Below are 12545 nucleotides of genomic sequence, written 5' to 3' on the forward strand. Positions count from 1 at the left end.
ACGGTCACGCCGTGAAACAGACATTCGCCCTCGATTTTTCCCACCGCGCGGTGATCCCCTACGCCCATGATTACCGGCACGGGGAGCATGAGCACTGGCATACCCATCCATGCGATCAACTGATTCACACCTTAAGCGGGGTGATCCGCGTGGAAACGCAGCAGGGTATATGGATTGTGCCGCCTGGCCGTGGCGTGTGGATACCCGCGCAGGTGTCTCACGCGCTGCGAATTGACGGCGAAGTGCAGGCGCGCGGGGTGTTTGTCGAACCGCTGGCGCGGGCGGATTTACCGGTGGTTTGCCAGGTGGTGCGCGTCAGCGATTTGCTGCGGGCGTTGATTCTGAATGCGCTGGAATTGCCCCAGGCGTATCAGGCAGGCAGCCGCGCGGAGCGCATTTACGAACTGATCCTGGATGAAATCCGCCTGATGAATACGCTGCCGTTTTGCCTGCCGGAACCCACTTCCGCCCGGTTAAAGCAGCTTTGTGACGCGGTGCGACGCGATCCGGCGGGTGAGTGGACGCTGGAAAACGCCGCCCGCCAGGTCAGCATGAGCGGGCGAACGTTGTCGCGCCATTTCTACCAGCAAACCGGGTTACAGTTCAGCGAATGGTTACGCCGGGCGCGTTTGCTGGCGGCGTTAACCCGGCTGGCGCAGGGTGAGCCGGTCACGCAGGTGGCGCTGGAGTGCGGTTATGCCAACCCCAGCGCATTCAGCGCCATGTTTCGCCGGGTGATGGGCGTGCCGCCCGGCGATTACTTCACCTCGTAATGAAGGGCTGTGCGGCATTCAGCACCGCCTGCAACGATGCGCGAGTGATGTCGCTATCAATGCTCACCCCCCAGGCACGTTCGCCGTTTGTATTCTCACAGCAGACATACGCCACCGAGCGGCTGTCGCTGTGCTTGCCAAGCGTATGTTCGTGGTAGCTCTCAATGTTGATCTCCACCTGCAAGCTGCGGCACAGGGCGGTGATGGCGGCGGAAAGAAAGCCGTTGCCGCTGGCGTCCAGTTTCAATTTTTTATCGAGGCACACGATCTCCGCCTGTAAGGTGGTGCGCTGCCCCGGCTGGTTAGTGCAGACATACTCAATCAGTTGCAGCGGCGGGCGCTCCACCAGCCCGTAGTGCTGACGAAACAGATTCCAGATTTCCATTTGCGACATCTCTTTGCCGTTCGCATCTGCCGCCTCCTGCACATGCTGGCTGAACTCCTGTTGAAGTTTGCGCGGCAAATTCAGGCCGTGGTTCTGCTCCAGCAGCCACGCTGCACCGCTCTTACCGGACTGGCTATTGACGCGGATCACCGCTTCATAACTACAGCCAATGTCTGCCGGATCAAGCGGCAAATAAGGCACTTCCCAGAACGCGGTCGAGCTGTTTTGCCGCGCGGCAAAGCCTTTTTTAATCGCATCCTGATGCGAACCGGAAAAGGCCGTGAACACCAGTTCCCCGGCGTAGGGATGACGCGGCGCCACCGGCAACTGGTTGCACTCTTCAACGATCTCCACCACCTTTTTCATCTGGCTGAAATCAAGCCCCGGCGCGATGCCCTGGGTATAGAGATTCAGTGCCAGCGTCACCAGGTCGGCATTACCGGTGCGCTCGCCGTTGCCAAACAGGCAACCTTCCACGCGCTCCGCACCCGCCAGCAGCGCCAGTTCGGCGCTGGCAATCCCGGTGCCGCGATCGTTATGGGTATGCACACTGATGCACACCTGTTCGCGACGCGAGAAGTGGCGGCAAAAGTGCTCAATCTGGTCGGCATACACATTCGGCATGCTCACTTCCACCGTGGCGGGCAGGTTGATGATCATCGGCCGGTTTGCGCATGGCTCCCAGACATCGGCCACCGCTTCGCAAATTGCCAGCGCAAACTCCGCTTCGGTAAAACAGAAGGTTTCTGGTGAGTACTGGAAAACCCACGCGGTTTCTGGCGCGTTTTCACAAAGGCCGCGAATTTGCCGCGCGGCGTTGACCGCCAGCGCGACGATCTCCTCGCGGCTCTGGCGAAAAACCTGCTCGCGAAACACCGGCGCGGTGGCGTTATACAGATGCACGGTGGCGCGTTTCGCGCCCTGCAGCGCAGCAAAGGTGCGGGTAATCAACTCTTCCCGCGCCTGGGTTAATACCTGAATGGTCACATCGTCCGGAATCCGTTGTTCCTCAATCAACTGGCGCACGAAATTGAAATCCGTTTGCGAGGCGGACGGAAACGCCACTTCAATCTCTTTAAAGCCGCAGTCGAGCAGCAGTTGCCAGAATTTCAGCTTACGCGTGGCGTCCATTGGCTCAGCGAGCGCCTGATTGCCGTCGCGCAGATCGGTGGAGAGCCAGCGCGGCGCATGGGTCAGCGCGTTATCCGGCCAGTGGCGATCACGCAGCGCTAAGGGTTTGTGGCGTTGATATTTTTCAGCAGGGGTCGTTAACATTTTTCGGGTCTCCGCAGGGTGTGGTTTCAGTTTCCACGCCGCGACCCTGCGTCGCCCCCGCGCAACGGACAAGGTATTGCGTAAAAGTGACAACCTGATCGAAAAGCCGTGCGGCAGTAAGAATCCGGATGAAAAACGCCTTACGCGCGACAGGGTTTCTATACTTGGCTGCGGAGGTAAGAGATGAAAAAAATGTTGTATTCATTATTCGCAAGCCCGGACAGACTGTTGCAGGTGATGAGCCACAGTGAAATTCAGGACGCTATTGAAGATGGCGAACGTATTGTGGTTGATGCCGATGGCAACACTTCGGTGAATATCCATTGCCAGCGCGTGCAGGAAGATTTCAAACGCCACGTCGACGCGTTAAAGAGGGCCTGACATGGGAACGGCAATCTTTATGGTGTTGATGGTCTGCGGCTACTGGTACACCTCGCACGATCTCTCCACCCGTTTTAAATTCAAACGCAGCTTCGGCTGGGATGTCTACTTCCTCGTGGCGCTGTATGGCTGCGTTTTTGTATTACAGGGGATTCTGGCGACCGGGTTACTGTGGCTGTGCCTGTTGATCACCTCTGCGGTGATGAACGCCTGGCCTGCGGTGTTTGGCCCGGAGCAACACCACCTGCACATGAGTTTTATGAACTGGAGTTTTTTAGGCATCCAGGCACCGGTGGTGATTATGCTCGCGTTTGCGGTGCTGTTTTGCCTGTGGCGCTCAAACTGGTCCGGCAGCGCCAGGCTCGACAGCAACGGCCGCCGCGAACTGTATAAACACCTTTCGCGCGCCAACGGCGTGGAAGGGCTGATTTATCAGTGTATGGAAAAGGGCGATCTGGCGTGGATCACGCTCAAATCGCAACGCATCTACATTGGCATGATCCATACCGCCACCTTTGATAGCGGCGACGCCAATAACATTGTGCTGATCCCGATGCTCAGCGGCTATCGCGATGAAAGTACCCTCGATCTGCATGTCGAACACAACTACAGCGCGTGGTATGACGCACACAATATTGATCTCGCTTCACAACCCCGCTCGGCGCTCGATTTCCGCAAAGTGCTGCTGCTCTCGCAGGTGGAAAGTTTGTCGCTGTTCGACCCGGCACAGGTGATGGCGATGGGGATCAATCGCGTGCCTCCTCAGGATTAACCACGCAGACTGGCCGGGTCAGCGCGCTGCACCCGGCAGAATATCCTGCTAATCAATCCCTTATTTTCATTTGTGAAAATATGCAACGAGATGTATCCGAAATGATAAAGATTTATCTTAAGGTGACGATAACCCTATTGTTACGGCGCATTTACATAATTCTGCGATAGCGACAGCTCAGACATGTTGATCTGCAAGGGATGTAACGTTGCTTTGCAAACAGCAACTTGCGAGTAAACACCCCATTACTTTCTTGCTATCACAGGAATGATGCTCATGACATCATCGTTTTGCTTATCTTCAGTTCAGCACCAGGGCCGTAATACGCCACCGGTTTTTACAAAACGTGTTATCGCGTTGTTTGTCAGTGCACTTTGCGCCGCACCGGCGCTGGCGGGCGAGTTGCCCACTGGCGCGAACGTCGCGGCGGGGCAGGTTTCCATTGGGCAAAATGGTTCCGCCGTCACGGTGAACCAGCACTCCAATACCGCGATTGTTAACTGGAACAGTTTCTCCGTCGGCAAGGGCAATTCGGTCGACTTCGTGCAGCCGAGCAGCTCCTCCGCCATTCTTAACCGCGTCACTGGCGCAACAAAATCCACCATTGCCGGCTCGATAACCGCCAATGGTCAGGTTTACCTGGTGAACCCGAACGGCATCGCCATTACGCCGGGCGGCACAGTAAAAACCGGCGGCGGCTTTGTTGCCTCGACGCTGGATATCAAAGATGAAGACTTCCTCAAAGGGAAGCGCGTCTTTACCGGCAACGGTTCATCGGCTGAAGTGAGCAACGCAGGCGTGATAAGCGTCGGGCGCGGCGGTTATGCGGCATTGATTGGCGGCAGCGTCAAAAACGACGGCTTGATTAATGTCCCGGTCGGCAAAGTGGGGCTGGGGGCGGGGGAATCTGCCACGCTGGATCTCTCCGGCGACGGCTTCTTGCAGGTTGCTGTACCGGGCAATTCCGGCGTGAAAGAGGCGCTGATCCAAAACAGCGGTACTGTGTCGGCCCAGGGCGGTTCGGTGGTGATGACGGCAGCCTCGGCGCGCAATGCGGCGCGTAATGCCATCAACCTGAGCGGCGTGGTGGAAGCCGACAGCGTCAGCGGTCAGAACGGCGCCATCGTGATTGGCGGCGGCGAAGGCGGCAATGTGGCGCTTTCCGGCACGCTGAGCGCGAAATCAAGCGACGGCGCGGGCGGAAAAATCACCGTTACCGGCGATAACATTACGCTGGCGGGCGCGAAAATCGACGCTTCCGGCAAAACCGGCGGCGGTAACATTAACATTGGCGGCGAGCGCCAGGGCAAAGGCAGCACGCAACGCGCAACGAATACACACATCGACAGCGCCAGCCGGATCACGGCAGATGCCACAAGCCAGGGCAATGGCGGCGATGTGGTGGTGTGGTCGGATAACCAGACGACGTTCAGCGGTAAAATCAGCGCACGCGGCGCGGGCACCGGCAAAGGCGGTGAAGCGGAAGTCTCCGGTAAAGCCAAACTGGCCTATACCGGTAGCACCGATCTCTCTGCGCAAAGCGGTAAATTCGGCAACCTGCTGCTCGACCCGCATAACGTGGTGATCTCCACGGCGGCTGACAGCAGCACCGGCTTTAGCGCCAGCGCGGACGACAGCATTATTAACGTGACCACGTTACAAAACGCGCTCTCTACCGCCAACGTCACGGTCTCCACCGGCTCAACCGGCAGCCAGAATGGCGACATCACGCTTGCCACCAACCTTGGCTGGACGACCGATACCACCCTAACGCTGGCGGCGGCAGGCAATATCATTCTCAACGGTAATATCTCGGCCACCGGCGCGAACGCGGGCCTGGCACTGAACTATGGCATCGGCAAAGATTACACGCTGCTCTCCGGCAAACAGATAACCATTCCTGGCGCGAATGCGTCATTAACCATTGGCGGGCAGAATTACACGTTGATCCGTACGATGGCGGATCTCGATGCCATTGACAGCACCGGGCTTGGCGGCAAATACGCGCTGGCGCAAAACATTCTTGCCATTGGTAATACATACACGTCTTCACTGGTTGGCGTCTCTTCCAGCGCGCCATTTAGTGGCATCTTCACGGGGCTTGGGCACACCATCTCTAGCCTGACCATTAACAGCGCCGATACCTATGTTGGCTTGTTCGGCTATAACACCGGCACCATCCGTAACATGGGGCTCAACTCGGCGCAGCTTACCGCCTCTTCGACATCGCCGTTCTACGCCGGGCTGCTGGCGGCCTATAACACCGGCACCATCGCCTATTCTACGGTGCTGGGCTCATTAACCCGTTCGTCCGACGCCACCGCGTATATGGGTGGGCTGGTGGGTAACAATGCCGGGCAGATCTCCTACAGCCGTTCGGGCGCGTCAATTAGCGCGACGAACAGCTCTAACTGGTCTTACTGGGGCGGCCTGGTCGGGCAGAACAGCAAAAACATTACGCAAAGTTATTTCGACGGCTCCCTGAACCTCTCCGGCACCAGCGGCAACGGCTTGCAGTATGTCGGCGGGTTGACCGGCTACAACATGGCGGGCGGCACCATCAGCGCCAGTTACGCGTCCGGTAGCGTGACCGGCAGCGGGATGGGCGGCGCGATTGGCTATGTCGGCGGGCTGGTGGGGAATAACGCCGGGAGTATCACTAACGTCTACTCCTCCGGCGCGATTAACGCCGGTTTGAACGCGCAGGCAGGCGGGCTGGCGGGCAGTAACACCGGAACGATCAGCGGCGGTATTGCCACCAACACCATCAACGTCACCTCCACACCCAGCGCGATAGGTGGGGTAGTGGGTTCCAAAAGCGGGAGCGGAACGCAGAGCAACCTCTACTGGAATAGCGATAACGTCGCGGCAGGCATTGGGCGCGGTGCCAATGGAACGGAAGCGATCACCGGTTTAACTACCGCGCAAATGAACAACAGCGCGAATTTTATCGGGCTGGATAATAAAGTCTGGGCACCGGCCACCGGTTCCGCCACGCCGGCACTTTTCGGCGTGTCCGGTATTGTTGGTGTGGCGCAGACTGCTATCTATGGTACGAACCCGGTTACGACTTACTACGGCGCCGGGTTCTGGAATGCCATCAGCGGCAGCCTGACGAACGGGCTGAGAAGCACCGATAACGTGGGTAGTTATGCACTGGACACCACCGGTATCAGTGCGCTTAAACCTAACGGGCAGCCAGCCAGCATTGTGGGCGTGGGCGCCACGGTAACGCCAGCCACGCTGACCATCAACGTGGCTGACGCCAGTAAAGTGTACGGGCAGTTCCCGGGATTGGTGAATTACACCGCGCAAGGCCTGGTTAACGGAGACACCGTCAATGGCTTGACCTATACCAGCCTGGGCTTTGCCACCACGGCTAACGTTGGCAGCTACAGCATTACGGGGAGTAACGCCAGCGGCAGTGGTTTGTCCAACTACAACATTGTCTATCACAACGGCAATCTGACCGTCACACCTGCTGCGCTGACCATCACCGCCGATAACGCCAGCAAGGTTTACGGCGGTGCGGCGAATTTAAGTGGCTACAGCATTGTGGGCTTGTTAAACGGCGATACGGTAACGAATGTCGCCCTTAACAGCGCCGGTGCCGCCATCACCGCAGGCGTGGGCAGTTATGCCATTAACGCCAGCAATGCAAGCGGTAACGGCTTGTCGAACTACACCATCAGTTACGGCGCAGGTTCGCTGAACGTGACGCCAGCGCAACTGGTGATCAACGCGGGTAACGCCAGCAAAACCTATGGCGACCTTGTCAGCCTCCGCGATTATAGCGTGCTCGGCCTGCTTAATGGCGACACGGTGACCGGTGTGGCGCTGAACAGCGCAGGTGCAGCGGCGACGGCTAATGTTGGCAGTTACGGCATCAACGGTAGTAACGCGACCGGCAGCGGTTTGTCCAACTACGTTATTAGCTACAACGGCTCGCTGAACGTGACGCCTGCCGCGCTGACCATCACCGCGAATAGCGGCAGCAAAACGGCCGGTAACACCGTGCAACTGGGCTATAGCGCAAGCGGCCTGCTGAACAGCGATGCCATTAGCCATGTTGATGTCACTAGTGATGGCGCAGACCGTACTGCCGTTGCTGGCAGCTATGCGGTGGTTGCAGCCAACGCCAGCGGTAACGGGCTGGATAACTACATCATCAACTATATCGACGGCACGCTTGTGGTGAACCCGCAGACTGGCACGCCGACGCCAACCCCGATACAAACACCGGTATCAACACCGTTAGCCGCCACCATTGGCAACCGTGTCTCGGCGCAGGATGTGACGCGTCAGTTGACGGGTAACACGATGCTGGTAACCCATGATGCCAGCAGCGCTGGCAGTGCGGATAACACGGTTATCGCCACGGCCGACCCTCGCCTGGCGGGTGCGGTCTGTTCCATGGGCGCGGATTTAGCCCTTTCCTGCTCCGGCAAGTAAAAATAAGAGATAACTCATGCGTTTATTTTCACAATCTTCACTTTTTGCACCGACATTGCTGAGCCTGAGTATCGCCGCGAGCTTACACGCGGGAGCCGTGATGGCAGCACCCAGCGCCGGTCAACTGGTGCAACCCTCGTATGCGCCGGTTCAGCAGCACACCGGCGGCGGCATTACGCTGCCTGCCACCACCGGGCTCACTGCGCCGAACGGCGCGGAAAAACTGTTTGTCACGCCAGCCGGTCTGCGGGTTGAAGGTGGCTTCCCGCAATTAGCCAGCGAAACGGCGCGCATTGAGTCGCGCGTCAAAGGCCGCCGTGTCTCTGCCGCGAATCTGTTTGCCGCCGCGCAGGAACTGGAAACCGCGTATATCAAGGCGGGTTACTTGCTGGCGCGCGTCAGCCTGCCGCCGCAACAACTCAAAGATGGTGCGCCGCTGCGTGTGGTGATTACCGATGGCTATGTGGAAAAAGTGGATGCCTCTGCGCTGCCGGACACCGCGCGCAGCCGGGTGGAAAGCCTGTTGCAACCGCTGGTAGGCGAGAAACATTTAACCCGTAAAGCGCTGGAGCGGCGTTTGCTGCTGGCAGGTGACACGCCGGGTGTGATGCTGAAATCGACCCTCAAACCGGGCAGCAAACCGGGTTCAACGGTGCTGATTGTTGATGGTCGCTACGATCCGGTTGCCGGGCTGGTGACCTTTGATAACGGTCTTTCTGACGAGCTGGGTAAGTACTCACTCGGGCTTGGCGGCCAGCTTAATAACCTGACGGGCTTTGGCGAGCAGGTATACGTGCGCCTGAACGGCTACCCGCGCGGCGATAACCCGTTTACCGATACGCAGCCGCGTAACCGCCAGTGGGCGCTCGGCGTGGTCGTGCCGCTGGGTACTGATGGTTTGTGGATGAACGTCGAAGGGGTGGACAGCCGCACGAAACCGAAAACCGACAGCGGGTTGACCTCGCGCGATCACTTCCAGCGTCTGTCATCGCGTGTCGGCTACCACTGGGTGCGTGCGCGTGATTTCAACACGTCGACCTTGCTGTCGCTGGATGTGCAAAACGAAACGCAGCATTTGCAGTTCAATAACAATGAGGTGCCATTTACCGACGATCGCCTGCGCATTGTGCGCCTGGCGCAGTCGATGGATTACACCACCAATTTTGACGCGCGTTTCGCCTCCAGCCTGACGGCCTCTTTTGGTATCGATGGCCTGGGCGCCCGCCACGGGACTACCGATCTGCCGATGAGCAGAGAGGGGGCCGATCCGGATTTCCAGAAGCTGGAGCTGACCATGAATTACAGCCAGCCGTTAGTCGATGGCAAGGTACAGCTCTCGCTTTCTGGCCTGGCGCAGACCTCGTTTGACCAGGCGTTGCCATCTTCTGAGCAGGCTTCACTTGGCGGCAGTACGTGGCTGTCGGCGTTTGATTCCGGCACGGTCAGCGGCGACAGTGCCCTGGCAGCGCGTGCTGAAGTGGGCTTGCCGCAGCCGCTCGGCGCGTTTTCCTGGGCACCAGACCTGGGTAGCGCGGTAATGCCATACGTCTTCGGTTCGCTCGGTTCCGTAAGCCAGGCGAAACCGACGGCGCTGGAGAAAAAAGAGGTGCACGGTAGCGCATACGGTGCCGGTTTGCGCCTGAGCGCCAGCCAGGCAGCAAGCCCGAACAGTGCGATGCTGACGCTGGAGTACGCACGCGGTAATCAAAGCGGCGAATCGCAGGACAACCGCTTTAACCTCAGCCTGCTGACCTTCTTCTAAACCTCGCACTTTCCCGCGCACCGTCTGGTGTGCGGGCTTCTTCCCTCCACTAAAAACAGCGCTATCCCGCTCAGGCATAGCCGTTGCTTTCTGCCGTTGTCGGGAACATCATGTTTCGCCACAGAATATGTCTGCTCAGCATCAGGAGCCTGCAATGAACGACATTTTTCTCTCCCTCAGCGTCGGGATGCGGGTGTTAATGGCAGTCGCCACTCCGCTGGCGCGACAGCGAATCGAACCCAATCGTTTTTACGGCGTGCGTACCGCGCTGACCTTGCGGGATGACGCGGCCTGGTATCGGGCGAATCGTCCGTTTGGCAAGGTGATGCTTGCCTGCGGTGCAGGATTTTTTCTCTTTCCGGCGCTGCCCGATCACTGGCGTGAAAACGCGGATAACGCAACCACCCGCATCGTGCTGTTTTTGCTGGCGGTATCTGTGCCGGAGATCTGCGCACTGATTAACGCATCGCGGGAGAAGAGAGGATCGTCATGAGCGAAGGTATCAAGGCCTTTGGCGCACGTTTCGCCGGGCGTGTTGATGCAGAGAAACTGCGCTTTGCCATTGAATATGTCGATTACGATGAGAGTGGTTTAGCGTTTGAAACGATTTGCGATTATATCGTCGAAGAAGACGCGCCCATCAGCGAAGAGGAGTACCGCCTCGCCGTTGAAATTTTTAACGACTACGGCGGTAAATGGGGGACTTTCAGTATTGAACATATGAAAGAATTGATTGTGAAAGGCGACGGTTCCGCTTCGTAATATGTACGCCGAAACAACTGAAAATGCATCTATAAGGAGCGGTGAAATCGCGCTGGCGAAAGTGGTTGCCGATTTAGCCATTTTCCTTAAGTTTACTGGTGAAAACCGGCGGGATCAGGGTGCTGCCATCAACGCGCTGGATCAGGTTGCCGCTGAACGGCAAGCGCTAAGCGCAGATGATGTTTATCGAGTTATCGCGGTGCTATCCAGCCGATAAAACCGCGTTTGTGAGCCATTTACCTGAAGCGTTAGGGTCATGGTAATGGCCGGGAAGCATGAGCGTTTCCCGGCATCGTCATTACAGCTTAAAGGCATTCACATCGTTAAGCAGTTTACCGGCCTGGTGGCTGAGCGAGTTCGCGGCGGTGGCCATCTCTTCGACCATGGCGGCGTTCTGCTGCAAGTTGCCCTCCATCTGGCTGACCGCCACGTTAACCTGCTCAATACCGTGGCTCTGCTCGGTTGAAGAGTTATTCACCTGGTTTATCAGCACCGTGGTTTCATCCACCGCGCCGAGCGCCTCGTTCATCCGTGTTGTCACGTTGGCCGCATAGCTGACGCCCTGGCCGACATTCTTGATTGCTTCATCGATTAAACCACGAATATCGCGCGCCGCCACCGAGGAGCGCTGCGACAGCGATCGCACTTCGCCAGCCACCACCGCAAAGCCTTTCCCTTGCTCACCGGCGCGGGCGGCTTCTACTGCCGCGTTCAGCGCGAGGATGTTCGTCTGGAAGGCGATGCCGTCGATAATGTCGGTGATTTCGGAGATTTTCGCCGACGAAGCCGAAATATCGTCGATCGATTTTTGCAGCGAACTGAGTTCGCGGTGGCTTTCATTCACCATCGACTGTACGCGACCGATAAAGGCGTTCGCCTCCTGGGCATTGTCCATATTGTGGCGCACCGTGGCTGACAATTCGTTCATGCTGGCGGCGGTCTGCTCCAGCGACGAGGCCTGCGATTCGGTGCGGGATGATAGGTCATCATTGCTTTTGGCGATTTCGCTCGCTGCGACATCCACTTCGTTGCTGGCGTCTTTCACACTGCTCAGCACTTCGCGGATTTTTGCCATCAACGCATTAAAACTGGCGGCGGTTGCGCCCAGTTCATCTTTTTTCTTGAGATCCACCTCAACGGTTAAATCCAACGTGTTACTAATGGTTCCCATACTATTTTGCAGGCTTTTTAAGCCTTTATTTAAATAACTAAGAATAGTGGTGGCAAATACACCAATTAATGCCAGCAAAAAGATAATCGTTCCCACCAGTAACCAGAATGTATTGATATATTGCGCATGGTTATTTTCAGCGTAAGTTCTGGCGATATTATAATTATGCACCAGCATCTCTTTTAAATTAGCGCTCAACGCGACAGACGCATTGGCGGTAATCCCGCCATCCGAAACCATTTTTCGTGCCGCTTCAATACCTTCGCTGTGGTAGACATTCACCATCGACTCCGCTTTTTGCAGATAATCATCAAACGAGTCCTGGGTTTTTTTCAATAATTGGCCATCCATATCGTCGCTAACAAGGTGCTCGCGATAATATTTAAATATTTCGTTGGTTTTATTCAGCTCATCTTTCGCTTGCGTCATATGTTTGATAAACACCGCTTCATCGCTTATCAGTAGCGACATCAGGATCTGTCGACGCGCCTCTTCGCGGTGCTGGAGCGCCTCGCTGAGCTTGCTGATACTGGGCAGACTGTTATCCACAACGTAGTCAAAACGCTCTTGCGCTTTGTCTAACGCACGGATGCTTAAACCGCCAAGCAAAATCATGGCAATAAAGGTAATGGCAAAAACAAATAGCAGTTTCTTTAAAATGGTCATAACGGCCTCAGGCACTATCCATATCCAGGGTGAACATTATTTTTATCGGCGACTAAAGCGAAACCTTCATGGTGTTTTTTATAAAAAGAGATCTGGATTTGGCTTTTTAATTAGCCCGTTAAGTAATGTTAAAAATGGCTATGAAA

The 12545-nt window shown here is 56.7% G+C and carries 10 protein-coding genes; 8 read left to right on the plus strand and 2 right to left on the minus strand.

Annotation, left to right across the window (positions count from 1 at the left end; all coding sequences use genetic code 11):
* The first annotated feature begins 11 nt into the window (after nt 1-11).
* Nucleotides 12-773 (plus strand): AraC family transcriptional regulator, encoded by a 762-nt coding sequence (locus BN2591_RS10985; protein WP_086871441.1) that lies wholly within the window; start codon nt 12-14, stop codon nt 771-773.
* Here BN2591_RS10985 and leuA read toward each other — a convergent pair.
* Nucleotides 763-2433, minus strand: coding sequence for a 2-isopropylmalate synthase (leuA, locus tag BN2591_RS10990; protein WP_086871443.1), 1671 nt, complete (start codon nt 2431-2433; stop codon nt 763-765). The two genes, BN2591_RS10985 and leuA, sit on opposite strands and share 11 nt — an antisense overlap.
* A gap of 183 nt (nt 2434-2616) precedes the next feature.
* Between leuA and BN2591_RS10995 the strand changes: the two genes are divergently transcribed.
* The 7 genes from BN2591_RS10995 (at nt 2617) to BN2591_RS11025 (ending at nt 10779) form a co-directional block, all read left to right on the plus strand.
* Nucleotides 2617-2814: a hypothetical protein gene (locus BN2591_RS10995; RefSeq protein ID WP_086871445.1), complete on the plus strand. Its 198-nt coding sequence runs from the start codon at nt 2617-2619 to the stop codon at nt 2812-2814.
* 1 nt (nt 2815) lies between these two features.
* Nucleotides 2816-3586, plus strand: coding sequence for a hypothetical protein (locus BN2591_RS11000; protein WP_086871447.1), 771 nt, complete (start codon nt 2816-2818; stop codon nt 3584-3586).
* Between the two features lie 276 nt (nt 3587-3862).
* Nucleotides 3863-8038 carry a beta strand repeat-containing protein gene (locus BN2591_RS11005; protein WP_086871449.1) on the plus strand — a complete coding sequence of 1392 codons (4176 nt, stop codon included), beginning with the start codon at nt 3863-3865 and terminating at the stop codon, nt 8036-8038.
* A gap of 100 nt (nt 8039-8138) precedes the next feature.
* Nucleotides 8139-9800: a ShlB/FhaC/HecB family hemolysin secretion/activation protein gene (locus tag BN2591_RS11010; RefSeq protein WP_086871451.1), complete on the plus strand. Its 1662-nt coding sequence runs from the start codon at nt 8139-8141 to the stop codon at nt 9798-9800.
* A 154-nt stretch (nt 9801-9954) separates the two neighbouring features.
* Complete coding sequence (locus BN2591_RS11015; protein WP_086871453.1) at nt 9955-10293, plus strand: SdpI family protein; 339 nt, start codon at nt 9955-9957, stop codon at nt 10291-10293.
* Nucleotides 10290-10562, plus strand: coding sequence for a MafI family immunity protein (locus tag BN2591_RS11020; protein WP_086871455.1), 273 nt, complete (start codon nt 10290-10292; stop codon nt 10560-10562). Before BN2591_RS11015 ends, BN2591_RS11020 begins: the two co-directional genes overlap by 4 nt.
* A 1-nt stretch (nt 10563) precedes the next feature.
* Nucleotides 10564-10779: a hypothetical protein gene (locus tag BN2591_RS11025; RefSeq protein ID WP_244173000.1), complete on the plus strand. Its 216-nt coding sequence runs from the start codon at nt 10564-10566 to the stop codon at nt 10777-10779.
* A gap of 81 nt (nt 10780-10860) precedes the next feature.
* Here the strand turns inward: BN2591_RS11025 and BN2591_RS11030 are convergent, their stop codons facing one another.
* A complete protein-coding gene (locus BN2591_RS11030) occupies nt 10861-12399 on the minus strand; it encodes a methyl-accepting chemotaxis protein (protein ID WP_086871457.1) in 1539 nt (512 codons plus the stop codon).
* Nucleotides 12400-12545: the final 146 nt, after the last annotated feature.

The sequence above is a fragment of the Kosakonia pseudosacchari genome (assembly GCF_900184035.1).
In the GTDB taxonomy this organism is placed as follows: domain Bacteria; phylum Pseudomonadota; class Gammaproteobacteria; order Enterobacterales; family Enterobacteriaceae; genus Kosakonia; species Kosakonia pseudosacchari.

Bases quoted from the DNA above. Each gene is read 5' to 3' on its own strand.
- leuA (WP_086871443.1), bottom strand. From the start codon at position 2,433: ATGTTAACGACCCCTGCTGAAAAATATCAACGCCACAAACCCTTAGCG.
- BN2591_RS10995 (WP_086871445.1), top strand. From the start codon at position 2,617: ATGAAAAAAATGTTGTATTCATTATTCGCAAGCCCGGACAGACTGTTG.
- BN2591_RS11000 (WP_086871447.1), top strand. From the start codon at position 2,816: ATGGGAACGGCAATCTTTATGGTGTTGATGGTCTGCGGCTACTGGTAC.
- BN2591_RS11005 (WP_086871449.1), top strand. From the start codon at position 3,863: ATGACATCATCGTTTTGCTTATCTTCAGTTCAGCACCAGGGCCGTAAT.
- BN2591_RS11010 (WP_086871451.1), top strand. From the start codon at position 8,139: ATGGCAGCACCCAGCGCCGGTCAACTGGTGCAACCCTCGTATGCGCCG.
- BN2591_RS11015 (WP_086871453.1), top strand. From the start codon at position 9,955: ATGAACGACATTTTTCTCTCCCTCAGCGTCGGGATGCGGGTGTTAATG.
- BN2591_RS11020 (WP_086871455.1), top strand. From the start codon at position 10,290: ATGAGCGAAGGTATCAAGGCCTTTGGCGCACGTTTCGCCGGGCGTGTT.
- BN2591_RS11025 (WP_244173000.1), top strand. From the start codon at position 10,564: ATGTACGCCGAAACAACTGAAAATGCATCTATAAGGAGCGGTGAAATC.
- BN2591_RS11030 (WP_086871457.1), bottom strand. From the start codon at position 12,399: ATGACCATTTTAAAGAAACTGCTATTTGTTTTTGCCATTACCTTTATT.